The sequence below is a fragment of the Marinobacter azerbaijanicus genome, from assembly GCF_030250645.1.
GTDB lineage: Bacteria > Pseudomonadota > Gammaproteobacteria > Pseudomonadales > Oleiphilaceae > Marinobacter > Marinobacter azerbaijanicus.
Genome location: NZ_JASSVS010000006.1, coordinates 204,254 through 230,634, shown reverse-complemented (window position 1 = coordinate 230,634; position 26,381 = coordinate 204,254). Strand labels below are relative to the sequence as shown.

The 26,381-nt window shown below is 56.8% G+C and carries 25 protein-coding genes; 16 read left to right on the top strand and 9 right to left on the bottom strand.

Going from position 1 to position 26,381, the window contains the following annotated elements; genetic code table 11:
- Positions 1-59: 59 nt before the first annotated feature.
- Together QPM17_RS13630 and QPM17_RS13625 are read right to left on the bottom strand one after the other, a co-directional pair.
- Positions 60-224 carry a hypothetical protein gene (locus QPM17_RS13630; protein ID WP_285391340.1) on the bottom strand — a complete coding sequence of 55 codons (165 nt, stop codon included), beginning with the start codon at positions 222-224 and terminating at the stop codon, positions 60-62.
- A gap of 114 nt (positions 225-338) precedes the next feature.
- Positions 339-1,334: a GlxA family transcriptional regulator gene (locus QPM17_RS13625; protein WP_285391339.1), complete on the bottom strand. Its 996-nt coding sequence runs from the start codon at positions 1,332-1,334 to the stop codon at positions 339-341.
- Positions 1,335-1,573: 239 nt separating this feature from the next.
- Here QPM17_RS13625 and QPM17_RS13620 point away from each other — a divergent pair, with 239 nt between their 5' ends.
- The 3 genes from QPM17_RS13620 (at position 1,574) to QPM17_RS23935 (ending at position 5,996) form a co-directional block, all read left to right on the top strand.
- Positions 1,574-3,376 (top strand): acyl-CoA dehydrogenase, encoded by a 1,803-nt coding sequence (locus QPM17_RS13620; protein ID WP_285391338.1) that lies wholly within the window; start codon positions 1,574-1,576, stop codon positions 3,374-3,376.
- A 458-nt stretch (positions 3,377-3,834) separates the two neighbouring features.
- Positions 3,835-4,896: an OmpA family protein gene (locus QPM17_RS13615; RefSeq protein WP_285391337.1), complete on the top strand. Its 1,062-nt coding sequence runs from the start codon at positions 3,835-3,837 to the stop codon at positions 4,894-4,896.
- A gap of 26 nt (positions 4,897-4,922) precedes the next feature.
- Positions 4,923-5,996, top strand: a complete 1,074-nt coding sequence (locus QPM17_RS23935) for a thrombospondin type 3 repeat-containing protein (protein ID WP_479691232.1) — start codon at positions 4,923-4,925, stop codon at positions 5,994-5,996.
- 76 nt (positions 5,997-6,072) lie between these two features.
- Here QPM17_RS23935 and QPM17_RS13595 read toward each other — a convergent pair whose 3' ends face one another.
- Entirely contained in the window at positions 6,073-7,341 is a 1,269-nt protein-coding gene (locus QPM17_RS13595; protein WP_285391336.1) for an alkane 1-monooxygenase, read from the bottom strand.
- A 183-nt stretch (positions 7,342-7,524) separates the two neighbouring features.
- Between QPM17_RS13595 and QPM17_RS13590 the strand changes: the two genes are divergently transcribed.
- The 5 genes from QPM17_RS13590 to QPM17_RS13570 all read left to right on the top strand — a co-directional run bounded on the left by QPM17_RS13590 (position 7,525) and on the right by QPM17_RS13570 (position 12,697).
- Positions 7,525-7,776: a hypothetical protein gene (locus QPM17_RS13590; RefSeq protein WP_285391335.1), complete on the top strand. Its 252-nt coding sequence runs from the start codon at positions 7,525-7,527 to the stop codon at positions 7,774-7,776.
- Between the two features lie 92 nt (positions 7,777-7,868).
- Positions 7,869-8,180, top strand: coding sequence for a hypothetical protein (locus tag QPM17_RS13585; RefSeq protein WP_285391334.1), 312 nt, complete (start codon positions 7,869-7,871; stop codon positions 8,178-8,180).
- 198 nt (positions 8,181-8,378) lie between these two features.
- Positions 8,379-10,409, top strand: coding sequence for a PhoX family protein (locus QPM17_RS13580; RefSeq protein WP_285391332.1), 2,031 nt, complete (start codon positions 8,379-8,381; stop codon positions 10,407-10,409).
- A gap of 216 nt (positions 10,410-10,625) precedes the next feature.
- A complete protein-coding gene (locus tag QPM17_RS13575) occupies positions 10,626-12,266 on the top strand; it encodes a methyl-accepting chemotaxis protein (protein WP_285391331.1) in 1,641 nt (546 codons plus the stop codon).
- A gap of 65 nt (positions 12,267-12,331) precedes the next feature.
- A complete protein-coding gene (locus QPM17_RS13570) occupies positions 12,332-12,697 on the top strand; it encodes a DUF4870 family protein (protein ID WP_285391330.1) in 366 nt (121 codons plus the stop codon).
- A 61-nt stretch (positions 12,698-12,758) separates the two neighbouring features.
- On the opposite strand, the gene QPM17_RS13565 is transcribed toward QPM17_RS13570, so the two are convergent.
- Positions 12,759-12,893, bottom strand: coding sequence for a hypothetical protein (locus tag QPM17_RS13565; protein WP_285391329.1), 135 nt, complete (start codon positions 12,891-12,893; stop codon positions 12,759-12,761).
- 456 nt (positions 12,894-13,349) lie between these two features.
- Entirely contained in the window at positions 13,350-14,669 is a 1,320-nt protein-coding gene (locus tag QPM17_RS13560) for an MFS transporter (RefSeq protein ID WP_285391328.1), read from the bottom strand.
- A 128-nt stretch (positions 14,670-14,797) separates the two neighbouring features.
- On the opposite strand from QPM17_RS13560, the gene QPM17_RS13555 reads away from it, so the two are divergent.
- Complete coding sequence (locus QPM17_RS13555) at positions 14,798-15,640, top strand: 23S rRNA (adenine(2030)-N(6))-methyltransferase RlmJ (RefSeq protein ID WP_285391327.1); 843 nt, start codon at positions 14,798-14,800, stop codon at positions 15,638-15,640.
- 2 nt (positions 15,641-15,642) lie between these two features.
- On the opposite strand, the gene QPM17_RS13550 is transcribed toward QPM17_RS13555, so the two are convergent.
- Both QPM17_RS13550 and QPM17_RS13545 read right to left on the bottom strand, forming a co-directional pair.
- Complete coding sequence (locus QPM17_RS13550; RefSeq protein ID WP_285391326.1) at positions 15,643-16,734, bottom strand: TRAP transporter substrate-binding protein; 1,092 nt, start codon at positions 16,732-16,734, stop codon at positions 15,643-15,645.
- 140 nt (positions 16,735-16,874) lie between these two features.
- Positions 16,875-17,273, bottom strand: a complete 399-nt coding sequence (locus QPM17_RS13545) for a DUF4168 domain-containing protein (RefSeq protein WP_285391325.1) — start codon at positions 17,271-17,273, stop codon at positions 16,875-16,877.
- A 239-nt stretch (positions 17,274-17,512) separates the two neighbouring features.
- On the opposite strand from QPM17_RS13545, the gene QPM17_RS13540 reads away from it, so the two are divergent.
- The 4 genes from QPM17_RS13540 to QPM17_RS13525 are packed head-to-tail and all read left to right on the top strand — an operon-like array spanning position 17,513 to position 21,590.
- Positions 17,513-19,015 (top strand): sensor histidine kinase, encoded by a 1,503-nt coding sequence (locus QPM17_RS13540; protein ID WP_285391324.1) that lies wholly within the window; start codon positions 17,513-17,515, stop codon positions 19,013-19,015.
- A complete protein-coding gene (locus tag QPM17_RS13535) occupies positions 19,005-20,390 on the top strand; it encodes a sigma-54-dependent transcriptional regulator (RefSeq protein ID WP_285391323.1) in 1,386 nt (461 codons plus the stop codon). The genes QPM17_RS13540 and QPM17_RS13535 overlap by 11 nt, the downstream gene beginning before the upstream one ends.
- Positions 20,383-21,288, top strand: a complete 906-nt coding sequence (locus tag QPM17_RS13530) for a DMT family transporter (RefSeq protein WP_285391322.1) — start codon at positions 20,383-20,385, stop codon at positions 21,286-21,288. Before QPM17_RS13535 ends, QPM17_RS13530 begins: the two co-directional genes overlap by 8 nt.
- On the top strand, positions 21,285-21,590 hold the full coding sequence (locus tag QPM17_RS13525; protein ID WP_285391321.1) for a GIY-YIG nuclease family protein: 306 nt from the start codon (positions 21,285-21,287) through the stop codon (positions 21,588-21,590). Before QPM17_RS13530 ends, QPM17_RS13525 begins: the two co-directional genes overlap by 4 nt.
- On the opposite strand, the gene QPM17_RS13520 is transcribed toward QPM17_RS13525, so the two are convergent.
- Positions 21,579-22,472: an alpha/beta hydrolase gene (locus tag QPM17_RS13520; protein WP_285391320.1), complete on the bottom strand. Its 894-nt coding sequence runs from the start codon at positions 22,470-22,472 to the stop codon at positions 21,579-21,581. The two genes, QPM17_RS13525 and QPM17_RS13520, sit on opposite strands and share 12 nt — an antisense overlap.
- A gap of 183 nt (positions 22,473-22,655) precedes the next feature.
- Between QPM17_RS13520 and QPM17_RS13515 the strand changes: the two genes are divergently transcribed.
- From QPM17_RS13515 to QPM17_RS13505, 3 genes are all read left to right on the top strand, one after another.
- Positions 22,656-23,675: an alpha/beta hydrolase gene (locus QPM17_RS13515; RefSeq protein ID WP_285391319.1), complete on the top strand. Its 1,020-nt coding sequence runs from the start codon at positions 22,656-22,658 to the stop codon at positions 23,673-23,675.
- A 63-nt stretch (positions 23,676-23,738) separates the two neighbouring features.
- Positions 23,739-24,395, top strand: coding sequence for a YiaD family glycine zipper/OmpA-like lipoprotein (locus tag QPM17_RS13510; protein ID WP_285391318.1), 657 nt, complete (start codon positions 23,739-23,741; stop codon positions 24,393-24,395).
- 259 nt (positions 24,396-24,654) lie between these two features.
- Positions 24,655-25,956, top strand: a complete 1,302-nt coding sequence (locus tag QPM17_RS13505; protein ID WP_285391317.1) for a S8 family peptidase — start codon at positions 24,655-24,657, stop codon at positions 25,954-25,956.
- 69 nt (positions 25,957-26,025) lie between these two features.
- On the opposite strand, the gene QPM17_RS13500 is transcribed toward QPM17_RS13505, so the two are convergent.
- A complete protein-coding gene (locus QPM17_RS13500) occupies positions 26,026-26,310 on the bottom strand; it encodes a hypothetical protein (protein WP_285391316.1) in 285 nt (94 codons plus the stop codon).
- Between the last annotated feature and the right edge of the window lie 71 nt (positions 26,311-26,381).

The window sequence follows — 26,381 nt, the reverse complement described above, 5'->3', positions numbered from 1 at the left end:
TCGCCTTGATCAGTCAGTCTCTGAAGGCGGTCAGCTACTGTTACAGTTGCTGACCGCCCTTATCGAATGGCTTTCAGGGCCTCGCTGATTGCTTCGGCTTCAGCGGACAGAACGCGGTAGCGAAGGCTGTCTGCCTGCTGGCTGGCCCGTAGCAGCTGTTTCTGCTTCATGTCGTAGAGGCGGCTTAACAGATCGGACTGCTGGTTTTTCTGTAGTGCTGTCATGGTATTACCCTCCGCGGGAAATAACCTGTGTCAAAAAACTTTACGTTTGACGCAGCCTTTCGGCCTTGTACTGTAAACCAAGCATAACCCGGGCCAAATCGTCGTGTCGGTGCGCTATCGACCAAACCGGGCGCGATAAACACCGGGTGCCAAGCCAGTGTGTTTTCGGAACAGTCGGCTGAACGAGCTGACGTCCTCATAACCCACCATCCTCGTCACTTCCTCCACTGCCGCCCGTGAATTCTCCAGATGCTGCCGTGCCGCCTCGATTCTGAGAACCTGCAGATAACCGGTGGGTGTGTCCCCGGTCGCAGCCTTGAACCGGCGAATCAGTGACCGCTCCGTCAACCCCGCCAGCTCTGCAAGTTTCTGCAGTGTTACCGGCTCGGCATAATTCGCATCCAGCCAGTCCTGCAGCTTCAGAATCGCGGCATCCGAATGGTATCGGCGCGCCTGCAGGGCACCGTAGGGCGCCTGACTGGTCCGCCCGGCATCAATCACAAACGCCTTAGCCAGCTCCCGCGCCACCCTGGCCCCGGCAAAACGCTCCACCAGATAAACCCCCAGATCCCACCAGGCCATACCACCACCGGCGCAGGCAACATGCCCATCCACCGTAATCAGCTTGCTCGGCTGAAGGTCCACCCCCGGAAAACGCTGCCGGAACTGATTGCTGAACCCCCAGTGCGTCGTCGCCTGCCGCCCATCAAGCAACCCGGCTTCGGCCAGCAGAAACGCGCCGGTGCAGTTACTGGCGACACGAACCTGCCCGGTCGCTGCCTCCCGGAAGCCGCCGAGCCAGTCAATCAACCCGGAATTGGCTGCCAGCACCCGGTCAATCGGCGCCCCAATGGTCGGCACAATCACCAGATCCGCCTGCGGGTTGCCGGCAGGGTAGTCCCGCCAGTCCCCGTCCGCGAGCAGTGTAATCCCGTTGTTACACCGGCAGGGTTTGCCACCGTCGGTCAATAGCCGCGTCGTAAACTCAGGCTCTGGCGGGACGTCATTGATACGTGCCCAGGTCACACCTGCCAGCCGAAACAGATCAATAATGCCGGTAATAGCACTGGCAAGCGCGCCATCAAACCCGATAACAGAAACCGTTCGCATGCTCGCTCCGATGCAGGGTAATTGCGGGGGAAGGTTGTCCGGGACTGTCGGCAGCAGGGATGCTGCCGTCAAGCTTACATGGACGTATTAACAGCGTGTCCCGGACAACCTTCCCCCGTGATTGCCCGGCCGCCTGGAATCAAAAAATGGCGATATCAACCATGATTATGTCATTAACGCCGGTTTCAACAAAAACAACCGTATGAGAGGCTATGCACCATAAACAGGAGACTACCCCAATGACAGACACCCTGATTGACCGCCGCGACCTGGCGTTCCAACTCTACGAAGTACTCGACACCGAAAGCCTCAGCGAACGCGAACGCTTCAGCGAACACAACCGCGACACCTTCGACGCCGTCATCGAAACCGCGGATAAAATGGCCCGGGAAAAGTTCGCCACCCACAACAGTGCCGCCGACAAAGACGAGCCAAAGTTCGTGGATGGCCAGATAGAAATGCTTCCCCAGGTAAAAGAAGCCTTCGACGCTTACGCCAACGCCGGCTTTATTGCCGGCCGTTACGATTATGACCTTGGTGGCATGCAACTGCCGGAATCCGTTATGGCTGCTTGTAACGGGTTCTTCACCGCAGCCAATCCCGGCACAGCCGGCTATCCGTTCCTGACCACCGCCGCCGCCAACCTGATACGCGTGTTCGGCAATGATCAGCAGAAAAACACCTTCCTACCCCACATGCTCAGCGGCCGCTTCAGCGGTACCATGGCCCTGACCGAACCCCATGCCGGCTCCTCCCTGGCGGACATCCGAACCTCCGCATCGCCAACGGATGAAGGCCATTATCTGATCAAGGGCGCCAAGATCTACATCTCCGGTGGCGAGCAGTCCATCACCGAAAACATCGTTCATATGGTGCTGGCCAAGATCAAGGGCGCACCTGCGGGCGTAAAGGGAATTTCCCTGTTCATCGTGCCGAAATTCATTGTTGACGAAGAAGGCAATGCCAAAGAGCGCAACGGCGTGAACCTGGCGGGCCTGATTCACAAGCTGGGCTACCGGGGCACCACCTCCACCGCTCTCAGTTTTGGCGACGACGCTCCCTGCCATGGTTACCTGGTTGGCGAGCCCCACCAGGGCCTGAAGTACATGTTCCAGATGATGAACGAAGCCCGCGTTGGCGTTGGCTTTGGTGCCGCCGTCATAGGCTATCGCGGCTACATGCATAGCCTGGAGTATGCCAAGGACCGCCTGCAGGGCCGCAAGCCGTCGGAAAAGAACCCGGAAGCGCCCCAGGTACCCATTATCGAGCACGCCGACGTGCGCCGCATGCTGCTGGCCCAGAAAGCCTACAGTGAAGGCGGCCTGGCCCTGTGCCTCTATGGCGCACGGCTTATGGATGACCAGCACACCCATCCGGATGAGCAGAAGCGGGTGGAGGCCGGCAAGTTGCTGGATCTGCTGACCCCGGTCATCAAAGCCTGGCCATCCGAGTTCGGCCCGAAAGCCAACGACCTGGCGATCCAGGTCTATGGTGGTGCCGGCTACACCCGCGAATATCCGGTGGAGCAGTGCTGGCGCGACAACCGCCTGAATCCGATCCACGAAGGCACCAACGGCATCCAGGCGCTGGACCTGCTCGGGCGCAAGATCTGGCAGGACCAGAGTCACGGCCTGCAGCTGCTGATGCAGGAAATGCAAGTGGATCTGGAAGCGGCCACTACCGACCGCTGTCAGCAGTGGGCCCTGTCCCTGAGCGAAACCCTGCAGCAGGCGGTCAAGGTCACCCAGAGCCTTGGTAAATCGTTGATGTCGGAAGATCCGGACCGGGTTCTGGCCAACGCCTCCTGCTACCTCCACCTGTTCGGTCATATTATTGTGTCCTGGATGTGGCTACGCCAGGCCAACGCCGCCGCCAAGGCCCTGGGGTCAGCCAACAGTGATGACGAACGCAGCTTCTACCAGGGCAAACTCCAGGCAGCCCAGTATTTCTTCCACTGGGAATTGCCAACCGTGGCCCAGGACCTGGTGCTGCTGAGGAATCAGGACGACACCTGCATGAACATGAAGCCCGAGTGGTTCTAGTGTTGAGGTCGTACTAGTCGGCAAGCACGGTTCACCGGGGGCAGGGCAGCGTTGGCCTGCTCTCGGTTGCCGTCGCTGTGCCGGGGCGCAATGCCGCCATTCATTTTTATAGAATGTTTTGCAATAAAAAAACCATCCAACAGACAACTTTCATTGTCAGCGGTTAACGGAAACTCCCTCTCCCCACACCCCACTTTTCCTGAAGTTTCATGCCTGGCGCTTACAAAAGTGTTTCATGGTCATGTACATACAGGGACCAGTGTCTTTCTCTTTCTACATGATCATTCTGTTTACTCCTGGCTGGTTGGTTTCACCAGATAAAGACATGGCATTTTCGGCCACTTTAGCCGACGGCAAAGCCAATCAAGGCCATTGTTGGGTTCTGTAATCTCGGCGGCGAATGTGTGACTCACGTCACACAGAGGACCGTAACCTCAAATCAAGGGAGACTTAACGGAATGAGTACGCTGAGGAATATGTCGCCACTGGTAGCGTCAGGTTTGATGGCGATGCTGGCTTCGGGAATCGTTAATGCTGACGGTGTCCGGTACGATCGGGAATTGTCGGTCATGGGGGCCTATATTGAGCCCGATGACGACCGGACCGATGAATATGGCTCTGCAGTGCGGCTGATCTACGGCATACGGCTGGACAGACACTGGTGGGTTGAGCCCCAGGGCTTTGCCGGTACCATCGAAACCGGTAAATCAGGAGCCACGGATTACTATCAGCAGGGCCTGGGAGCGGATCTGAGCTACCGATTCTTCGATGGTGAGGAATTCACTCCCTACGGTCTGATTGGCGGCGGTGTCTCCAGGAACGACGTGGCGAACAACCCTTCAAATGAGTTTGGCGGCTTTGCCAATGTTGGCCTTGGCATCATGACGTCTGCCCTGACGCAATCCGGGCTCCGCATCCGCGGTGACGCCCGCTATTTCTACGACTCCTTTGACGATGGTCAGTCCGATATCCAGTTCAGCGTAGGTCTCACATTCCCGATTGGTGCCACCCGTACAAAGGTTGTTGAGAAGACGAGAGTGGTTGAACGCGAAGTGGTGGTAGAGAAAGACTTCGCAGACTCCGACAATGACGGTGTGGTCGATGGTGTTGACCAGTGTCCGAATACCCTGGAGGGCCTGGAAGTGGACTCGGTAGGTTGCGTCAAGACTGACCAGGAGCAGTCAGTGGTTCTGCTGGGGGTTACCTTTGACTTCAACTCCGATCGACTGACAGCCAACGCGCGGGACTTGCTGGTTCGTACAGCGGACGCTCTGAAAGGTCAGCCAGGGCTGAAAGTGGAGCTTGCCGGCCATACCGACAGTGTCGGAGCCGAGGAATACAATCGTGAACTCTCCCAGAGGCGGGCGGAATCAGTGCGCAACTATCTGATTGACCTCGGTGTATCGCCTGACCAGATGACTGCAACAGGCTATGGCGAGTCAGAGCCAGTGCGCAGTAATGAAACCGAAGAAGGTCGGGAGCGGAATCGCCGCGTTGAATTCAACGTGCTGTCACGCTGAGCTGTAGTAGTAATAGGAGCGACACAATGAAAACAAACCGAGTTAACTGGTACATGGCTGCCTTGGTGATGACTCTGCTGGCGCTGGCTGGTTGCAGATCCGATGGGGGGAGCATTTCCGAACAATTACTGGATGGTGACATTGGCCAACTGGATCAGGATGGCGACGGCGTGGTTAATAGTGATGACAACTGTCCCCTGGTGCCTAACCCCGACCAGCAGGATATGGATGGCGATGGCTTCGGTGATGCGTGCGATTCGGATATTGACGGTGACGGTGTCGACAATTCCCGTGATGTCTGCCCGCGCAATCCCGACCCGGACTGTACTGCCGCTGATGCAGACACCGACGGTGATGGGATAAGGGATCTGGATGATAACTGCCCTGATACCTACAACCCGGGTCAGGAAGACAGCGATGGTGACGGCGTAGGTGATGCTTGTGAGGACACAAACGACCGCGATGGCGACGGTGTTCCTGACAGTGAAGACAACTGTCCTGACACAGCCAACGCAAGTCAGACTGACACCGATGGCGATGGTATCGGTGATGCCTGTGACCCTGTGGACGACAGCGATCCCGCCACCGCGTATGCCTGTGGAACAGCGGCAAGTGCACCTTTCAAGCCGCTTCAGGCGCCCGATGCGATTGCAACTGGTGATACCTCGCTGCTGTGTCTGAACGGCTGTGTCGACGAGCCCGGGAATGTGGTTGACAGCAATTTCCTTAACTCCGCCACCATCAATGTGCCGCTTAACCTTGTCGGTACGGTTGATCTCGACGTCGTCGACAACGGACAAACCTATGAAGGGCCCAACAGATTGGGTGTGGCAATCACTGAGCCAGACCAGCTTCTGAGCCTGAGCCTGCTTGGCACCATTACCGTGACAACCGGTTTGAATGGCACAGAGCAGGAGAGCTTTACGGATCTGACGCTCGCGGACCTGGATCTGCTTGGACAGTTGAACGACAGCGATGCAGGTTTTCTGGTGTTCGATACTGTGGAGGACTTCAATGAGGTAACCGTGAGTGTCGGCGGCATCGATGTGCTGGTTCAGTTAGGTGTTATCGCCGTCTGTGCCAGTGAAAATGCACTCTAACGGATAGCAGTGCCATCCGGTTGGTGGTCTGTATCGGGCCCGGAAGCTTGTGCCCGATACAGACAACCACCACAGATCAGGCAGCCTCAGAGTCGCTGCCGTCCCGCCGCGCCTTTGCCTCAGCGGCTACCTCGGCCGCGTAATCGGCGTATTTGGCCATCAACTCCTCCTTGCGGTCAGGGTCCCAGTTGATCTTGCTCAGGTCACCCTCGTAGTGATCAATCACCCGCTTATCCATGGTTTCATACCACCACTGCGGCAGATAGGCCGGCAGCAGCATCGATGCGTAACCGCCCGGCAACTGAGGTGCCTTTTCGAAGTGACGGAGCGCCTGGAAGCTGCGCTGAGGGTGTGCATGATGATCCGAATGCCGCTGCAACTGATACAGGAACAGGTTGGTTACAATATGATTGCTGTTCCAGCTGTGCTCCGGCTGGGTGCGTTCATACTTGCCGTTCCTGTCTTTCTGGCGCAACAGGCCATAGTGCTCGATATAATTCACGCTCTCCAGCAGGCTGGCGCCATACACCGCCTGGGCGGCCAGGAACGGCACAGCCCGTGGCCCACAGACCAGGGTCGTTGCGCCAAAGAAACCGGCGCTCATGGCCCAGCCCTGAAGCAGCTCATTGTCCAGGCTCCAGAAACCTTTGCCTTTCCGCGCAAGCCTTGCCTTCTCAATCTGGGTGGATGACTTGATGCCTCCCACCACAGTACGGGGCAGGAACTTCCAGAAACTTTCACCCATCCGGCTGCTGGCGGGATCCTCCGGTGTGGCTACTCTCTTGTGGTGGCCAAAGTTGTGCTCGACAACAAAGTGGGTGTATCCGGTTGGCGCCAGGGCGGCCATTGCCAGCAGTTTGTTCAGCCTGTTGGATTTGTGTCCGAGCTCATGGGCCGTGTTGATACCCACGCCATTGATTGCGCCAACGGTAAGCGTCAGGCCAATTCTGTCCTCCAGAGGCGTGTTTTTGCGGCTGGCCAGCCAGGCGCCCATGAAAGTCATGGCGTATTGGGTGGGAATGAAAGCCTTCACGATCCTGTCGTAGTACCTGTCCTGCTCCAGAGTTTTCACGGCAGATTCTGGTGGGTTGCTCTGGTCTTCGCCTATGGCCCGATCGAGTGCCGGGATAACGCCATGTACCAGTGCGGGGCCGGTCCAGGCCAGGGCTTTGAGCTTTTTCGGGGCCAGGGCGTAGCCTGTCAGGGCAGCTAGCCCGATGCCTGGCAGGGCAGGGCCCAGAAGCCACATGTACCGCTTGGGATCCTTCCAGGTTCTGGTTTGAGCTTCTTCTGCCGGCGAGGTGACTCTGTGCGATTCCAGGTTTTCACGGGTCTTTGCGTTCATGGTTTTCTCCCATTTAATGCGCGTACCTGAAATTTATGTCGGACAATCGGACAATGCAACGGGCGGCAGTATGAGTGAAGCAGCTTGGCGCAAAATGACAAGTGCGCTCGCCTTTGGCGAAAACCCGTTTTCTGAGCCACACTTCACGAAAGGCAAGAAGCTGACAACAAGGAACCACCAGTCATGTCGACCCCATCCTCCGCTACGGCCTCGTGCCGGGTTCAGGGAATGCTTCGGGAGTACCTGGGTTCAGGCAAGCTGACCGAAGTGGTCTATCGGGACAGTGCCGGCCAGATTTTCATGGTGCATGATGTTATTCGCGATCTCTTCAGCCGGGCCGGGCAGGACTTTTTGCTGCTCGGCCGAGGTACCATGCTGTCGTTTGATCACGTCATCACCATTGATGGCCAGTTGCTGGCAGACAATGCTGGCTAACCAAAGCTTAATACCCCGGTAATTGCGTTTCCGCTGGCCCCGGCCTTACTCTGTGCCTCGTCGTAAATACATACCAGAATAGGGACGTGGTTATGAACAAGCTGACACTGAGTGCGCTGGCATTGCTGATGACGCTGGGCCTTGCCGCCTGCAGCCAGGACGACAACGAAGGAGCAGACTTTGAGGAAGCCGGCGATAACATCGAAGAAATGGCGGACGATGCCGGCGATGCCGTAGAAGAGACATATGAAGACGCCACTGGCCAGAACGACAGCGCCTGGGATGAAACCAAGGATGCTGCCGAAGACGCCGGTGAGGAAACTGGCGAGGCCGTTGAAGAAGCCGGTGAAGAAATGGGAGAAGCTGCCGAGGAGGCAGGTGATTCCATGAACGGCGGTTACTAGGACGCATCCGGGGTAAACTGATTGTCCCCGACGACGCACATGGTCGCCAGAAGAGTCTGCCCCTGACCGGGCAGGCTCTTTTTTTGTCTGTAAAAAAAGGTTAAAGGAACTGACTTCTGGCTGTCTGCAATCTGTCACTTATGCCATCAACAATGGTGTCTCGGAAATACCAATAAACCACCCGAGAGAGACAGGACCATGGCAAAGCATGATCTGGATCCGAACTATCTGGATCCCAATTACGAGCCAGTTGTAAACCACTCTGACAATACTTCCTTTGCACATGTGCTGCAGGCACGGATGCAGCGACGTACCCTGATGAAAGGCAGCGTTGGCGCAGCCCTGGCTGGTGTTATGGGCATGGGGCTCGCAGGCTGTTCCGACAGCGACAATGATGATAACGGCAGTGCTGGCGGCAGCGCCCAGTCAGACACCGAACTCGGGTTCAAGCCGGTTGCGGTTTCCAACGAAAACCGTGTTGTGGTTCCGGAAGGTTATTCTGCCCAGACCTTTGTGCCCTGGGGAACGCCCATTACCGGAGACTATCCGGAATACCGGCCTGACGGTACCAATACCGGTGCTGATCAGGAAAATCAGGTCGGCATGCATCACGACGGTTTGCACTTTTTTCCGATCGACCAGAGAGCTGGTGGTAACAGCTCAACGGAAGGCCTGCTGGTGATGAACCACGAGTACATCAACCAGAGTGCACTGCATGCCAATGGCCCGACTAAAGCTGTTGATAACGGCGGCGTTCGGCCGGTAGATGAGGTTCGCAAGGAAGTTGCAGCGCACGGTGTTTCAGTGATTCACATCAAGCGTGACAGCAACGGCACGTGGGATGTCGTGTTTGGCAGCCCTTTCAATCGACGCATTACCGGTAACACCGAAATGGATATTCGTGGCCCGGCCCGCGGCTACAGCAAGCTGGTCACCGTTTACAGCCCGACCGGCACCGAAACACGCGGTACTCTGAACAATTGCGCGATGGGTCCGACACCGTGGGGAACCTACCTCACGGCGGAGGAAAACTGGCATGGTTACTTTGCTACTGCCGATGCTCAGCGCCCCCGTGAATATGAGAGACATGGCGTAAACGACAACTCACGCTATGACTGGGAACTGGCTGATACGGATGCTGACGAATACATGCGCTTCAACGTTTCAACCATGGGTGCTTCTGCCGCCGAGGATTATCGGAACGAAGCAAACACCTATGGCTACATGGTTGAGATTGATCCTTTCACTCCCGAGAGCAAGCCTCAGAAAAGGACCGCTCTGGGCCGTTTCGGCCATGAGGGTGTGATCTTCGCGCCTGCAAAAGAGGGTGAGCCGGTGGTCTGCTATTCCGGTGATGACTCCCGTTTCGAATACATCTATAAATTTGTCTCTTCCAAGTCCTATCATGCGGCAACGGCAGGAGGGTACCTTCTGGATGAGGGTACGCTATACGTAGCCCGATTCAACGACGACGGTTCCGGTGACTGGCTGGCACTGGATCTCAAGGACGCAGAATTTGCCAGTAAGGTTTCTGCGGCGCAAGGCACCATGGTGGGCGACATCCAGTTTGACGGATTCGAGAACCAGGCTGACGTTCTGGTGAATACCCGTCTCGCCGCGGATATCGCCGGAGCTACCACAATGGACCGCCCTGAGTGGGGTGCTATCGATCCGAAAACCGGTGATGTTTACTTCACGCTGACCAACAACAGCAATCGTGGCAAGGAAGGCTATGACGATGTTAATGCCGCCAACCCGATCGTTGAAAATGCCACTGGCCATATTATCCGTTGGACAGAGGCTGGAAGTGATCACACCGCCACCAGTTTCGACTGGGACATATTCGTGTTCGCCGGGGAGCAGGGAACAGAAACCGTGGTTGACGGAGAGGCCGTTATTACGCTGGACGATACCAACATCTTCAACAGCCCGGACGGTCTCTGGTTCGACTACAACGGACGCCTGTGGATTCAGACCGATGGTAGTTGGGCACCGCCGTATGAGAACAACATGATGCTGGCCGCCAATCCGGTTACCCGTGAGATCAAGCGATTCTTTGTTGGCCCCCAGAACTGTGAAGTGACGGGTGTTGTGACAACCCCGGACGTGAAAACCATGTTTGTGAATATCCAGCATCCGCGGGGGAACTGGCCTGATCCATCCGAGGACCGCCCCAGAGATGCGACAGTGATCGTCACCAGAGATGACGGAGGTGTTGTCGGCGCCTGACCCACGCAGTTTGCTGGCAGTACCTGAACGCAACCCGGATTCTTCTGCTGGAAGTCTCCGGGTTGCGTTTTTTTTGTTTCAGATTTGTAGCAACCTGCCGAAAAACAATGATGAGTGAACTAAAGTAGCAGTTATTAATACAGATCAATTCATTACTCTCACCAATGGCATTCAATAAAAGATGCATTCACTAATAATGATAACAACGAGGTGGCTATGGGCTTTTTCAGTCGACCTGTTTTGTTCATGGGGGTATCAGTTGCAGTGGCCGTTGCCGTCACAGCGGCGTTGGGGGCGCCATTGATAGGGCTGGATGGTTCTTCGGTTCTGGCGGGTCTGGTTCTTGGCCTGATCGTCGCCACTGCTTATCTGGTATTGCGAGTACTTGAACCAGTCGAGCGTTCTATCAAGCAGCTGAATGAAGGGGAGTTGGCTGATGACAGTCCCCTGGGTCAACAGTGTAAGGGGCTTCTTGCCGAGGCCAGGGCCGGCCGTGCCCTGATTGAGGCGCTGTCCGGCAGTGCGGATAAAAGCGCCATTTCAGCGGCCCAGGTGTCTTTTGCGGCGGATCAGTTAAAGGTCCGTCTGGATCGCCAGGTCACTGAAACCGCACAGATGTCGGAGTATGCGGTGCAGATCACGGAGAGTGTCCGTGAGTCCGCCCAGCAGGCTACCGATGCCGCCACTATGGCCATGCAGAATCGTCAGGTGAGCGTGGAAGGTCGAGAAGCGCTGACAGCTGCCATTGACAGCGTTCGGGCCGTGCACGAGCAGTCCAGTGAGAACCTGCGGCTGATCCAGGAACTGAATGAAAAATCCAACAAGATTCAGGGGGTGACCACCACTATTCAGGGAATTGCAGAGCAGACTAATCTGTTGGCCCTGAATGCGGCAATTGAAGCAGCCCGAGCGGGCGACCAGGGGCGCGGGTTTGCCGTGGTTGCCGATGAAGTCAGGCAGTTGGCCGGTCGAACCGCACAGGCAACCGGGGAAGTTGCCGAAACACTCCAGGAAGTGAGGTCAGACACCTCGCTGATCGTCGCACGGATCGAGGACCTTGCCAAAAGCGTAGAGGCTGGCCTGGATTCCGTTGAAAGCGTTGGCGAACGCCTGGATCAGATCCGCGATCAATCCGATCGTGTCCAGCAACAGGTGGCACGTATTGCCGAGATTGACCAGAATAATGAGCAGAGTCTGCAACAGGTGTCCTCGGCGATTGAAACGGTACGAGACCAGATCACAGAAAGCGATTCCAGTGTGACCTCCCTTGCCGAACAGGCGGCGACTCTGATGGAGCTGGCAGAAGAAGCCAATGCCGCGTTTGCGCTGAACAGCGATGAAAGCTATCACCGGCCCTTCTATGATCAGGCACGTGAGGGGGCAGACCGGATTGGCAAACTTTTCGAACAGGCCGTTCGTGACGGACAGTTGTCAGAGAGTGCCCTGTTCGACAAGAAAAGAGAGCCTATCCCGAATACCGATCCCCAGAAGTACTCCAGCAGTTTTGACCGGTTTACTGACCAGCAGCTTCCCTCTGTACAGGAGGCGGTCAAGTCAGCTGATCCTGCCCTGGTGTATGCAATTGCCATAGCGCCCGATGGCTATGTACCTACTCATAACCGTGAATTTGCCCATGCACCAACCGGTGACCCGAAAATCGATCTGGTAAAGAGTCGCAGCAAGCGCCTGTTCAACGACCGCACCGGCGCCCGTTGTGGCAATCACACCCAGAGCATGCTGTTGCAGACCTACCGCAGGGACACCGGGGAGATCATGCATGATCTGTCGGTTCCGATTTACGTAAACGGTAAGCACTGGGGTGGTTTCCGTGTGGGTTATAAGCCCAACAGTCGCTGATTGGCCTCAGTTTTCGGGCCGGGTTGCTGTGGTACACTTTTGGTGCCCAGTTAAAGGAGAATCCCGTGCCCGAGTCTGAATACATTCCCGCCAATGAGGACCCGCTGGACCGCCGTGAGGAGCCGGGGCGCAACCTGGCCGTTCTGGTCTATATCCTTCAGGCACTATCGTTTTTTGTGGGAGGCATTACCGGCCTGGCTGGCGTCATCATCAACTACGTCAAGCTTGACGACGTCCGGGACACCTGGATAGAGCCACATTTCCGCTGGCAGATCCGTACGTTCTGGATAGGGCTGTTGTGGACCGTCGTCGGCATTGTGACTACCCCCCTGATTATCGGGTGGTTCGTGTTGCTGGGTATATCCATCTGGATAATCTACCGCATCGTCAAAGGCGCCCTGGCACTGAACGATGGGAAAGCGCCGTTGTAGTGGTCACCGGCAATGGCTCCTTTCTGTCCCGGCACCTGGCGCGCCGGGACAGAAAGTGCATTCAGAGAGGGCCTACGTAGTTCAGGAAAGACAGGCTCAGAGAGAAGAAAATCAATGCGAAGGCCACCCTGGCCCGGCGATGGGGTGGCACCAGGTTGTTGCCGTGAGCAGTTCCGGGTTCGCGCCTACCGTTCATGATGTCGCCACCATCAACGATTGCTCAACAATTCTGGCTTCAACGCAGAGACCGCAGTTCGTCCTGCTGCATTGGGCTGCGTCGTGGAGGTGCATCCGCCCCGGCTGCCCTGGAAGCCGCGAATTTAGACCCTTGAAGACCTTGATGTGGCCATTGAGAGCCCTGGAGGCCTTCTCGGGTGTGTCGAATGGGCCAAGATCTGACTGTTCGCGGGTCAGAGCGTACCAACCATACAAGGTATGGATCAGCCGGCCCTGGTGTTTACTGGGTATTGGTGTGTCTGTTCGCATAGCTCTGCCTCTGTTTGCAACGACTGCGCAGTGGTGGAACGACACGTCCCTGTTTTATTATCCCGGTGCCAGGTTTCCGTGTTGGTGATTATGGCACTTCACGTAAGATGCACCAGAATGGTTCCAATAACATTGCTTTTTGTGACGCATGTCTCAGTCGTGCAGGTCAATCTGAAGTCACTTCCTTCAGCCGCAGCGCACTCAGCATGCCAGCAAACCCCATAAGGCCCAGTACTACAATGACCGCCACATCGGATACCAGTGAGACCAGAGCTGTGAGGCCACCAACCAGCAGGAGCAGGCCGCCGATTACGGTATTGCTTACAGCCGTATAGTCGGTTCGTTTATTACCTCCCGCCATATCCACAAGATAGGTTTTTCTGCCCAGCCGAACACCAGCATGAGCAACGTTCAGAACGAAGAAAGCGACCGGGTAGAACCAGACGCTGCCTATTCCAGTTCCGAAGATCGTTGCAGTGGTGCCCACCACCAGGCAAACCCCGCTGGCTATGGCGGCACCACGAATCATGACCTTCCGGCTTGAGGTGTCTGCAGCCCAACCCCAGAAACTGGCACTGAGCGAGCTGGCGAGACTGCTGGCCAGCAGAAAGAAACCCAGCATCCAGCCGATATCAGACTCTTTTTGAGCAAGAACCACAAAATACGGTGAGGCAAGGGCTGAAGAGAGAAGCAGCGCCCGGGTAATCACGAAGTTCCGGAACGGCACGTTATCGCGGAGCAGGGAAAGGCTCCTTAACGCTTCTTCCATGGCATTTCCACCACCACCGGTTTCGCCTTCGTATTCCTTTACCCCGGCAAAGAGCACGCCGGCGATCACCCAGAGAGCGGCTGCCAAAAGCAAAAGGACGGTAAAAAAGGCGATGGTGGGATCTCCACGGTCCCAGAACAGCAGGGCCGTCAGAACCACGGTGGCGCTACCTCCGATCGTGGAGGCCAGCCCGGAGAGCCGGCCACGACGGGTTTTCGGAATACATTTACCCTGAACGTCCTTCATGGACACGGAGCAGAATCCGCGGGCCAGTGAAAACACAATAAGTGAAGCGACGACGCCACTTCCGGCGGCATACCCCTCCAGGAACCACACGCTTGCTGCCATGGCTACGACACTGGCCGCCTGGCCAAAACTTCCCAGGGTCCAGAACCATTTGCGAACGGCCTGGCGCCGGACCCAGGCCGCGATAACCATTTGCGGCACCATGGAGCCGGATTCCCGGATAGGTACCAGCCAGGCAACCAGCGCAGGGGCGCCAATCGCGCTCAGAAGCCAGGCCAGCACGGTTTTGGGGCTGATCAGCAGATCGCCCAGCTTGGTCAGGACGTTGCTACCCAGAATCAGGAAAAAGTTACGGGGCACCTCCTGGCAGGCCTCCGCCGGGATATCCTTGCAGACCCGTGCGTCTTCCTCATTTGCAATCAGGCGATAGAGCTGATCAATAGTGTCCCTGTTGCGGTTGTTGCCAGCCAAGGTACTTTCCTCCGGAAAATATTTAATGCAAGGATACCAGTAACTTCGGGCAGCCTCGAAGACCGAAAATATTTGCCATGGAGGATGGACCTGTAGCCTAATGGTTTTTCAATGTTCAGGAGTCTGGAATGCTGAGTTATCTCCACGCTTTTCACGCCGGTAATTTTGCCGATATCCAGAAGCATTCTGCATTGGTCCTGGCAATGCGAATGATGCAGTCCAAACCCTCGGCTATTGCCTGCTTTGATACCCATGCGGGCAGTGCCAGCTATGACCTTGACAGCGAGAGGGCGCTGAAGACGCGGGAAGCGGCCTCTGGAGTCCAGCGGGTCTGGCCCTTTCGTGCGCATCTGGGGTCTGACGACTGGCAGGCCATGTTGGATGAACTGGCCTCAGGTGAAGGTGCAAACGGGCAACTGCAGCAGTACCCGGGTTCACCGCGCTGGTTATGCCGTTACCTTCGTCAGCAGGACAGTCTTACGGCGTTTGAGCTGCATCCTGCAGAGGGCGATACCCTGGCCCGGTGGGCTGCCGGACGTTCCGGCATCAGGGTCCTACAGGAAGACGGGCTGAAGGGATTACTCCGCCACCTGCCGCCCAGGCAGCCAAGACTGTTAGTGCTGATCGATCCCTCCTATGAGGTCAAGAGCGATTATGAGGAGGTTGCACAGACACTTTCGCGGGCCTGGCAGAAATGTCGGCACGGGGTGTACCTGATCTGGTATCCGATACTGGCGGGCAGGCCTGACGAGCGGCTGAAGAGTGCGATATCCGAGGGTGCCGTCCGCAAGGTACTCTGTAATGAAATTACGCTGGATCAGCCGCCTGAACGTGGCATGTCCGGGTCGGGAATGCTAGTGGTTAATCCGCCCTGGGGATTTGATGGCCGACTTGCCGCGATGATGCAGGCCATTTCTGATGATGAGTGCCTGGGTATTACGTCAACGGTGGAATGGCTGGTGCCCGAGTAATGTTACTGGTCTGTTGAAGCGGGTGTGGGCGTTTTCGCTTCTGCTTCGCGGACCAGGGTCAGAAGCCGGTCGAGAATCCTCTCTCCGCGCTCACCCGCAATACGGGCATAGCTGTCGCGAACTGGCAGGCTTGCCTTGCGAAACCGCTCGCGCTCCTCTTCCGTCAGCTCAACCATGTTGATGTTGCTGTTTTCCCTGATGGTTTCAAGGCGTCGGGCATTGAGTTCCGCCTGTACCTCGTAAGCCAGGGGGGCAACCTCATCAAGGGCATTTTCCAGCCACTCCCGCTGATCCTCGGGAAGGCCATCAAACCAGCTCCTGTTTGAAACCACCGAGGTAACGAACTGGGCCGGTCTTGCGAATGTCATGGTGTTCTGGACTTCGTAAAACCCCATCTCCTCAATGGCAAAGACCGGGTTGGCCTGCCCGTCGATACGGCGTAACTGGAGATCACTGTATACCTGGGAAAACGGGGTAGGGGTGGGGGTTGCGCCATAGGCCCTATAGGATTCCGCTGCGATTTCCGACGTCATGGTGCGGATTGCAAGACCGTCGAAATCTTCAGGTCTCTTCAGGGGTTTGTTTGCCGTCCACACGATCCAGCCCTCAGGCACGAAACCGAGAAGCTTGAGGTTCTGCTCCCCGTAGGGTTCGCGAAACAGCTGCACCAGTTCTTCACTGGCAAGAATGTCACGGTTTACATTCTCGTCGTCTGACAACAGGTAATGGAGCGTGAATACCCCAACCTCGGGAATCACATCGGCCAGGTGGCCGGGTGAGGCGAAGGCCAGATGAACCGAGCCTTCCCGGGCCAGGTCGGTCAGTTGAAGGGAGGTGCCGATAGATCCATAGGGAAAGATATCAATAACAATGTTGCCATCCGAGATGCTCTCGATCCGGTCCTTGAGTTCCAGGGCGTAACGGTGCTGTACACTGCCTTCAATTTCCTCAAGCGCGAAGCGCCAGGTTACAGGGTAGGAGGATTTTTCATCCCTGTCGCTGCCCGTTACCGTATCCGGGCTGTCTGAGCAACCTGCCAGCAAAAGCATCACCATCCCAAGCAATGGGGTTAGCCCGCGGCAGAGTCTTCGCATGTCCTGTCTCCGTTGATATCTGCAAAACAATGCAGACAAGGTACCACAATCAATGGCTGTTATGGACGTCGATCCCCCTCCATAACCAGAAAGGCCCTGCCGAAGCAGGGCCTTACCAATAAACGACCGCAGGGTGGTGCTTACATCAGGGCGTCGACACGGTTACGTACCTGTGGCTCGCTATTGTAAGCGGTTGCGATGGAATTGTAGGTGGGGATATCCATACCGGCATCCTCAATCACCGTCACCATTTCATCGTTGGCTTCCATTTGCAGTTCCTGAGCCTTTTGCTGTGAATCAGCCGCCTCGATTTTCTCCATGTATTCGTCCCGGATATCGTTGATGCCTTCCTGGGCTTCGACGAACTGCTTCAGCTCCTGATCGGAGAAGTTGGTACTCTGCGAGCCTGCGGCTGCCGGATCGCTGTAACCACCATCAGTATCGGCAGACTCAGGGTTCTGCTGGCTTTCCTGAGCAATTGCAGGGCCGGCGGCAAGCAGTGCCAGGGATGCGGTCAGTGAAACGAGAAGCTTGTTCATAACTCTCTCCTTCTGGTTTGGGGGATTGCATTGGCTTTTTGCGTGCAATCATGCGTTAAAAGGAACCTGGTTCCTAGAGTGCTATCTACCACCAATCAAGGTCTGTGCCAGTTTTTGTAATTTGATAAAATATTGCAAAAACAATGAGTTATGGAAATTCTCTGTTACCGGCATGTAATGTGGCTTGTGGCTAAATGTCACATGTGGCATACCTGCGTGACAGTTTGTCGGAGTGGGTTATGAAAACGCCTGTATCAAGAGCGCGGGAAATGTTCCGTTCGCTACGCCTGACCCTGGTACTGAGCATTGTTGTGCCGCTGATGGTGTTCAGCGGTGTGGCTATCTACCTTGGCCTGGGGGCGGTGGAACAGAACCTGAATGAACGTTTGCGGGAGGATCTGGAACTTGTCGCACGGGCCGTCAGCGGCCCGCTTTCCCAGGCTATGTCTGATGGCGATGAGATCGTCATGGGAGAATCCCTCAAATCCATATTCCGCATTGGCCGTGTGTTTGGTGCTTCTGTTTTTGATGAAGCCGGACAGCATATTGCCAGCCTGGGCGTGGCGGATAGCGATGTGACTCGCAGCGACAGTGCCGAACGGGCAATTGCCAGTGGCGAACTCGACGGTGCTTTTCGTCGCGTTGACGGCGTATCTGTATTCTCGCAATTCACTCCACTGGTTGCTGCGGACGGACGAATCCAGGGGTTATTGCAGGTAACCCGTAAACGCAGTGATTTTCACGAGCTGGTTGCGTCCAGCCGCATCTGGGCGGTCAGCATCTGGTCGGTGGTGTCCCTGATGGTCATTCTGGTTGTGGTTCTGGGTCACTATGGCGCGGTAGGCCGCCACGTCAGCCGGCTCCTCAACATTATGGGAAGGATGGCGCCCGGACACTGGCAGGTTGATGACATGCCTGCCGGGCCCCGTGAACTGCGCCAGATCCATGAGGGGTTGCAGGATATGGGGGCCCGCATGACCGTTGCGGAAAAAGAAATCCGCGAGAGTGTAGAGCGTGAGCAGGAGTTGTCGGAGCAGCTGAAATACCAGGAAAAGGTTGCCATGATTGGCCGCGTGGCGGGGGGCGTTGCCCACGAGTTGGGCGCGCCGCTGAATGTCATTCAGGGCCGGGCCAATATCCTCAGGCGGGGGGACATGGCCGAAAATGACCGACGACACCTGAAGGATATCGAGCATCAGGTCGAGCGGATGACGCTGATTATCCAGCAACTGCTTGACTGTTTTCGCCATGTGCCAGACTCCCGGCGGCAGACGGACCTGGTGGCTACGGTCAGGGACCTGACGAGCCGTATTGGCGAGGAGCCCCGGTGTCAGGGAGTTGAAATCCGGACGGATATTCCATTTGATCAAGCAGCGATACTGGCGGAACCAACACGCCTGGAAATGGCGTGTCTGAATATTATCCGCAATGCCTGCCAGGCTGCCCAGTCACGGGTAACGGTGTCGGTGCTGGGACATGAAGGATTCTGGGAGCTGCGAGTAGACGACGACGGCCCGGGCATCACCCCGTCATTACGTGAACGGATTTTCGAGCCTTTTTTCAGTACCCGGGCGGCTGGCGAAGGTACCGGGTTGGGGCTGGCCGTGGTCGGCAGTGTTCTCAAGGAGCATGGCGGCCGGGTCGATATCGGATCAAATCCGCAGGGCGGGTGTCGCATGTCGACCTTCTGGCCGGTCTTCGGGCGCAGTGAGCATTCCAAGGAGAACCACCATGAACACTAGGCCGGCATCAATCCTGTTGGTTGAGGATGACGCCAGTTTGCGAATGCTCCTGTCGGAGGAGCTTGAGGTGGATGGCTACCAGGTCCGCTGCGCAGGCACTGTTGAGGAAGGATCCCAGAAGGGGAGGGAATGGCGCCCCGATCTGATCGTATCAGATCTCCGGTTACCGGATGGCGACGGTCTTGCGATACTCCGGCAGCTTCAGGCCGAGGGACACTCCGTACCCTTTATCATCATCACTGCCTTTGGCACGGTTGATCAGGCTGTGGAGGCATTGAAGGCCGGCGCTGATGACTTCCTCACCAAACCATTGTCCACCGATCACCTGCGGCTGAAGATCAAGCGGTTGCTGGCCCATGCGGCAGTGACCAGTGAACTGGCACGCTATAAATCACAGGGTGCGGGTGATGTGTCACTGGGACTCGTGGGTGAAAGCCGTGCGATGGAACAGCTCCGGACCGAGATCCGGCAGGTGGCTCGCAGCGGGGCGGCGGTTCTGGTGAGCGGGGAAAGCGGCACCGGCAAGGAATTGGTGGCCAGGGCGATCCATCAGGAAAGCGATCGCAATCAGGGGCCGTTCATACCGGTAAACTGTGCGGGTATCCCCCAGGAATTGATGGAAAGCGAATTCTTCGGCCATGAAGCTGGGGCGTTCACCGGTGCCAAGTCTGTCCGCCGGGGGCTGTTTGCGGAAGCCCATGGTGGCACCCTGTTGCTGGACGAGATCGGCGAGATGCCGCTGGCGCTTCAGGCAAAATTGTTGCGGGTCCTGCAGGAGGGCACCATCAAACCGGTCGGGGCTGACCAGGAAGAATCGGTGGATGTTCGAATCATTGCTGCAACCCATCAGGATCTCGTCAAGGCCGTGGAGCAGGGCAGTTTTCGGGAGGATCTCTATTACCGCCTGGAAACCCTGACTCTGCTGGTGCCGCCACTGAGGGAGCGGGGTGACGACGTGGATCTTCTTGCCATGCATTTTCTGCGGGATTCGGCGCGGCGCCACAACCGTGGGTTCCTGCAACTGAGCGAAGTGGCGTCGCGCATACTGTCCGACTACCCGTTTCCCGGTAATGTCCGGGAGCTGGCCAGCGCCATTGAGCGGGCGGTAACCTTCTGTGATGGCGATACCATACTGCCGGAACATCTGCCGGCCCGCGTGCGCAAACGCCAGACAGGTACCGCCGAAGCAAGGCCGGCATTGCCCGCCGGTAACCTGGCGGACTGGCCCACGCTGGACCAGGTGCAGCGGGATTATGCTGCACGTGTCATTGATGCGGTGGAGGGGAACAAACGGCGTGCCGCCCAGATACTGGGTGTGAATCGCCGCACTCTTTATCGATGGCTGGATGCTGACAAGGACAATGCCGGTGACTAACCAGAAACAGGCAATGCTCTATGGTCTGGGAACGGTGTTGCTCTGGTCCACGGTGGCGACGGCGTTCAAACTGTCGCTGCGGGAGTTGACTCCGGTCCAGATGTTATTTGTGGCCTGTTCCGCATCGGTGGTGGTGATGGCGTTGATCCTGGTCGCCCAGCGCCGTTGGCACCTGGTGTTCCAACTGACCCGCGCCCAGTATCTTCAATCCATGGGCATGGGGCTGATCAACCCGTGCCTGTACTACTTTCTTCTGTTTGGCGCCTTTGACCGGCTGCCCGCTCAGGAAGCACAGCCTCTCAACTACACTTGGGCACTGGTACTGGCCTATCTGTCAGTGCCGTTTCTGGGGCAGCGATTGCGGCGTGCGGATATCATTGCGGGGCTGGTCTGCTATAGCGGTGTGGTGGTCATTGCCACGCGCGGTGATGTCCTGTCGCTGACCTTTTCCGACCCGCTTGGAGTGGCGTTTGCGATTGGCAGCACACTGGTCTGGGCTTCCTACTGGATTATTGCCACACGGGACACCCGGGATCCAGTGGTGGGTCTGTTTCTGAACTTTCTCTGTGCTTTGCCAGTGATTGCGGTCATATGTGGGCTTACAGATGGTCTCAGCTTCAGTCCCACAATGGGGCTGGCTGCCGCCACTTACGTGGGCGTGTTCGAGATGGGAGTTGCGTTTGTTCTCTGGTCCTATGCCATGAAAAAAGCCGAAAATACCTCCCGGGTGAGCAATCTGATCTTCATCTCCCCGTTCCTGTCACTGGTGTTTATCTATTTCATTCTGGGAGAAATCATTCTGCCTTCCACCTATGTCGGCCTGGTACTGATTGTTGCCGGGTTGTGGATTCAGCAACGGAAGGCCCGGGAAAAAATGGTCAGGGCGTCGTCTGCATGAGCCAATGGTTTATCTACATGGTGCGGACTGCCAAAGGGTCCCTGTACACGGGAATCACAACGGATGTAGAGCGACGCATTGCCGAGCATCAGGCAGGTGCACCAAAGGGTGCCCGCAGCCTTCGGGGTAAGGGGCCCCTGGAGTTGGCCTTTGCCGCCTGCGCCAGTGACAGGTCCACCGCTTCGAAGCTGGAATGGCAGTTGAAACAGTGGCCGCGAAAACACAAGGAGGCATTGATTCGCGGGGAGGTATCACTCTCCGCCATCACCGACAGCGATAAAACCACAGAGTCAGGTTGTTAGATGCTGGCGGATGAACGCCCCTGCGGTTTTCAGGGCATCGGTTGCGCGGTCCAGTTGGCCGGCATGCACCTGGAATACATGCCAGAGGCTGTTGTAGATTTCCAGGCGGGCCTCAACGTTGTCCCGGTCGGCCGCGTCCGCCAGGCGCTGGGCATCGTTCAACAGGATTTCCTGGCTGCCCACCTGAATCAGTATGGGAGGTAAACCGGACAGGTCACCAAAAACCGGTGAAATGTACGGGTTGGAGACAGGCTCACTGCCGCAGTAAAGCCGGGCAGCCTTGTCGATCCAGCGCCTTTGCAGCACCGGTTCGCATTCAGGGGAGTACAGGTGGGCATTGGAAAGATCGGTCCAGGGAGACAGAACCACAATCGAGGCGGGCAGGGGAAGCCCCTTGTCCCGCAGGCGCATTGCCAGGGCGATAGCCAGCCCGCCGCCGGCTGAGTCACCTGCAAGGCTGAGTGACGCTGGCGGATGCCCCTCATCCAGCAGCGCTCGATAAACAGTTTCCGCATCGTCCAGTGCTGCCGGGTAAGGGTTTTCCGGCGCCATCTTGTAGTCAGGGACAATCACCATTGTGCCACTGGTTTTGGCCAGATGTCCGGTAATGCCCCGATGGGTTTTTGGTGAGCCCAGGATATAGCCGCCGCCATGGAAATACAGCACGACGCCGCTGGGTGTGTCGCTATGGCAAACCCGCATCATGGCGAGGCCTTCGGCCTCGACTTCTTCAAAGCGGGTGCCCCGTGGGGGAGTGGAGGTCAGGTAAGCCTTGCTGACAAGTCTGCGCTGAATGCTTACCGGAACCGAGGGGTGCAGAAGCGGCCGAACCAGTCGGGCCATGGTCTGGCGCAGTCCGGCTTCCAGTGCAGTTTGAATCATCGCTCACTCCGGGGCTGAATGGATCTGGAAAAAACATAGGCGGATATGGCCGCTACGGCAATGGCGCTGGAGACACCGCTTTTACGGCCGCAAGGACGTTGTGGTGTGCTAACCTAACGGCAAGCTTCTATCGCGGTCACCGTGCCATTTTCTTACTTATTGATGACAGGCGTTTAACTCTACGTGTACTGGAAAACAGATACCATAGAAATTCCGAACTGGAACAGGGCATCGCTGCTGGAAAGACTGGAGCCATTCGATCCCCAGCGCGGTGAGGCACTCGACGAGGATATGGTTGCTTATTGTCGCTATTATGGGCTGGACCTATGGGTGGAGCACCCGGATGTCTCCTACCATCAGGGCTATGTGCTGGCGGAGCGGCATCAAGTGATGGTGCATTACTTCCGTTTGCCTGAAAATAACAGGCCCAAAGGCACGGTGTTCATCCTGCACGGCTACTTCGACCACGTTGGCCTATACAGCCAGTTGATAGACCGTTGCCTGGGCGCCGGCTTTGATGTTCTGGCTTATGATCAGCCAGGGCACGGCCTGTCCAGCGGAACGCCTGCAGCGATTGGCAGTTTCCTTGAATACCAGGCGGTGCTGTCAGACGTGATGGCAAAGGTGAGGGGCAAGGTGCGGGGCCCCTGGTATGCGGTGGGGCAGAGTACAGGGGGCGCTATCCTGATTGATTACCTGCTTAGCAATCACCATACCCCTGAAACGTCGGATTTCAGACGTGTTGTGTTGCTGGCCCCCCTGATTCGCCCCATGGGCTGGCTGGGAGCAAAAGTTCTCCACAGCCTGTTCAAGCCTTTTATGTCTCGGTGGGCACGGGTGTTTGCTGCCAACAGTGGGAACTCACGCTTTCTGACCTTTCTCAAGGAGCATGATCCCCTCCAGGCAAGGGCCGTGCATGTGGACTGGGTCTCAGCGTTAAGGCAGTGGGTGCCGCATATCGAGTCGGCCCGACCGGTGGATTTCCCCATTACAGTGGTGCAAGGGGAGAAGGATCTGACCGTGGACTGGCAGCATAATCTGCGTATCATCCGCAATAAATTTTCCTCGGTTGAGGAACTCCGGATACCGGATGGTCGTCATCATTTGGTAAACGAAGCTCAGGATTTACAGGCAACCGTATTCAATACCATTGTGGGTACCTTTGAAAGTGACCATGACAGCTTCCTTTCGAAAGCCTGTTAGGGACAACACAGTGCGGGAATGTGCCGCAATCAGTAATACCTTGGAATGACTCTGGAGAATGCCGTGAAGAAAACAATTGTTGCTTTTGCTGTCGCCACCCTTGGTTTGGGCGGCTGTATGACATATGACCCTTACACCGGGGAAGAAAAAACCTCAAGCGCAACCAAAGGCAGTATTATTGGTGCCATCGGTGGTGCGGCTGTTGGTGCGGCAACGTCCAGCAGCAGTGACCGGGGCAAGGGTGCACTTATTGGTGCCGCTTCCGGTGCCGCCATTGGCGGTGGAATTGGCTACTACATGGACAAGCAGGAAGCGGAACTGCGCCGCAAGCTTGAGGGCTCTGGTGTTCGCGTAGTGCGTAACGGTGATGAGATTGAACTGGTCATGCCAGGCAACATCACCTTCGATGTGAACCAGTCCACCATCAAGCCATCGTTCAGCAATACGCTGGAATCGGTAGCGCTTGTGCTGAACGAATACGACAAGACCATTATCCAGATCGAAGGCCACACTGACAGCACCGGCTCCCGGGATTACAACCAGTTGCTGAGCGAGCGTCGCGCGGGCTCCGTACGGGACTTCCTTCTGAATCAGGGAATCGAACCCAAGCGTACACGGGCGGTAGGTTATGGCCCGCGTTATCCCATTGCATCCAATGATACCGCCTCTGGCCGTGAGCAGAACCGCCGCGTTGAGTTGACCCTGGTCCCCATGCAGTAACAGGCAGGCCGGGTAATGAGTGGCTTCGGAGCACAAGAGTCTTCGGGGCCGCGTCGCATCCTTCCGGAAATCCCCCCCACCTGATCCCCTCAAGTTGTTACAGGTTAGTCAGAAGTGCCGCTTCTGGCCTCTTCTGACCTGATATAGCCATTAGCGCATGGAACCGTCTGACAGCTCCTCCCGTGAGAAGATCTGAGGCTCTATGTTGTCCGTTCCTGGTGAGTCTCGGTCATGGAAAACCGCAAACGGAGGATGTGCTTTGACAGCATCGATCACAAAAACAATCGGTTTCACAGCCTGCTTACTTGTCTCGGTCCCGGTCTATTCAGACCTGACAGATTCTGATGGGTTGACGGGGAGTGAAGACTCCACGGCAACATCCGAACTCATGCTTCAGCCGGGGGATACGCTGACCGGGCGCTATATCCTGACCCTGGACCCGTCAATTGCCGATATGCTTGGCCTGACTGATCTGCAGGCGAGCGTTGAGTCGCTGCTGACCGCAGTGGGTGGGGGCGATATCCTGCATCTGTACGGTACCGCCATAACCGGTGCGGCAGTCGCTCTGACAGAGCAGCAGGCAACATTGCTGGCCTCCATGCCGGGCGTGGTGGCGATTGAGCCCGACCAGGTTGTCGTGGCGAGCAGCGAAACCCAGACTGATGCCACCTGGGGTCTGGACCGTATAGACCAGGCTGTGCTGCCCCTGGATGAGCAATATACCTATCCGTCATCTGCTGGCAACGGTGTGAATGTCTATATCATTGATACCGGTTTACGCGATACTCACGACGAGTTTGCGGGTCGGGTGATTGAGGGTCGTAACTTTGCGGTCAACGATACCGGATTGCTGGGGCTGGGTGGGTTACCCTTGATTGGCCCGGTCATCAATATCGGTGGCGAATCCGACCCGGAGGACACCTCGGACTGCAATGGCCACGGCACCCATGTTGCCAGTACTGCGGCTGGAACGGTTTACGGTGTCGCCAAGGGCGCGTCGGTCTCGCCGGTCCGTGTGCTGGACTGCTCCGGTGCCGGCAGTAACGCCGATGTGATTGCAGGCGTGGATTGGGTGGCCAAGAATCACCGGGCACCGGCGGTGGCCAACATGTCACTGGGCGGTGGAGATTCCGAAGCCCTGGATAATGCAGTGCGTGGCGCTATTGAGCGGGGTGTGACTTTTGTAGTGGCGGCGGGAAACAGTGACGCCGATGCCTGTTCGGGGTCCCCCAATCGCGTCGAGCCCGCGATTACGGTTGGAAGCACTACCCGGGAGGACCAGCGTTCGTCTTTTTCCAATTACGGCCCATGCCTGGACCTGTTCGCTCCCGGCTCTGATATTACCGGGGCCTGGTATCAGGAAGACGACGAAGTGAATACCATCAGCGGTACTTCCATGGCATCGCCGCACGTGGCAGGGAGTGCCGCTCTGATACTGGCGGCTGATCCTGCTCTCTCACCTGCGTCAGTGGACGCCATGCTGGAAGACCTGGCTACCAGGAACGTGCTTGGTGGCATCAGGGATGGTTCGCCAAATCTGTTGCTGAGAGTTCCGCAGTAGCAGTCCCGCATTGATAGCAAGGACAAAAGGCCGGAGCGTTCCCGCTCCGGCCTTGGGGTTTCTGCCTTCCTAGTTCTTGCCGCCAGGTAACCACTCGTCAATCCTGGCCTTGAGGTCCCTCAACTGATCTTCCCCTGAGTCACGGATTTCTGAAATCTTCTTGCGTGCCTCTTCAACACGGTTTTCCAGTGCCTGAATGCGCTCGGAGAAGTCCTTCTGGATTTCAGCCTCTGCCTGCTCATCTTCGGCTTTTGCCATTTTCTCTTCAGCGTCGGCCTGCAGGCTGTTGATCTGCTTGCTCCAGTATTCAGTCTGGGTTTCCAGTTTTTTCTGCAATGAGTCCTTCAGCGACATGGGATACTCCTTGAAGCGAATGTGCAATCTGGTTTGAAAGCTTACACATCCATCATGGCTGCGTCTGACGA

What these genes read in the sequence shown, in the direction of transcription:
- QPM17_RS13590 (WP_285391335.1), top strand. Translation starts at nt 7,525, where the DNA reads ATGTCGACCCCATCCTCCGCTACGGCCTCGTGCCGGGTTCAGGGAATG.
- QPM17_RS13630 (WP_285391340.1), bottom strand. Translation starts at nt 224, where the DNA reads ATGACAGCACTACAGAAAAACCAGCAGTCCGATCTGTTAAGCCGCCTC.
- QPM17_RS13565 (WP_285391329.1), bottom strand. Translation starts at nt 12,893, where the DNA reads ATGAACGGTAGGCGCGAACCCGGAACTGCTCACGGCAACAACCTGGTG.
- QPM17_RS13615 (WP_285391337.1), top strand. Translation starts at nt 3,835, where the DNA reads ATGAGTACGCTGAGGAATATGTCGCCACTGGTAGCGTCAGGTTTGATG.
- QPM17_RS13585 (WP_285391334.1), top strand. Translation starts at nt 7,869, where the DNA reads ATGAACAAGCTGACACTGAGTGCGCTGGCATTGCTGATGACGCTGGGC.
- QPM17_RS13500 (WP_285391316.1), bottom strand. Translation starts at nt 26,310, where the DNA reads ATGTCGCTGAAGGACTCATTGCAGAAAAAACTGGAAACCCAGACTGAA.
- QPM17_RS13535 (WP_285391323.1), top strand. Translation starts at nt 19,005, where the DNA reads ATGAACACTAGGCCGGCATCAATCCTGTTGGTTGAGGATGACGCCAGT.
- QPM17_RS13550 (WP_285391326.1), bottom strand. Translation starts at nt 16,734, where the DNA reads ATGCGAAGACTCTGCCGCGGGCTAACCCCATTGCTTGGGATGGTGATG.
- QPM17_RS13575 (WP_285391331.1), top strand. Translation starts at nt 10,626, where the DNA reads ATGGGCTTTTTCAGTCGACCTGTTTTGTTCATGGGGGTATCAGTTGCA.
- QPM17_RS13545 (WP_285391325.1), bottom strand. Translation starts at nt 17,273, where the DNA reads ATGAACAAGCTTCTCGTTTCACTGACCGCATCCCTGGCACTGCTTGCC.
- QPM17_RS13580 (WP_285391332.1), top strand. Translation starts at nt 8,379, where the DNA reads ATGGCAAAGCATGATCTGGATCCGAACTATCTGGATCCCAATTACGAG.
- QPM17_RS13540 (WP_285391324.1), top strand. Translation starts at nt 17,513, where the DNA reads ATGAAAACGCCTGTATCAAGAGCGCGGGAAATGTTCCGTTCGCTACGC.
- QPM17_RS13595 (WP_285391336.1), bottom strand. Translation starts at nt 7,341, where the DNA reads ATGAACGCAAAGACCCGTGAAAACCTGGAATCGCACAGAGTCACCTCG.
- QPM17_RS23935 (WP_479691232.1), top strand. Translation starts at nt 4,923, where the DNA reads ATGAAAACAAACCGAGTTAACTGGTACATGGCTGCCTTGGTGATGACT.
- QPM17_RS13620 (WP_285391338.1), top strand. Translation starts at nt 1,574, where the DNA reads ATGACAGACACCCTGATTGACCGCCGCGACCTGGCGTTCCAACTCTAC.
- QPM17_RS13525 (WP_285391321.1), top strand. Translation starts at nt 21,285, where the DNA reads ATGAGCCAATGGTTTATCTACATGGTGCGGACTGCCAAAGGGTCCCTG.
- QPM17_RS13520 (WP_285391320.1), bottom strand. Translation starts at nt 22,472, where the DNA reads ATGATTCAAACTGCACTGGAAGCCGGACTGCGCCAGACCATGGCCCGA.
- QPM17_RS13555 (WP_285391327.1), top strand. Translation starts at nt 14,798, where the DNA reads ATGCTGAGTTATCTCCACGCTTTTCACGCCGGTAATTTTGCCGATATC.
- QPM17_RS13625 (WP_285391339.1), bottom strand. Translation starts at nt 1,334, where the DNA reads ATGCGAACGGTTTCTGTTATCGGGTTTGATGGCGCGCTTGCCAGTGCT.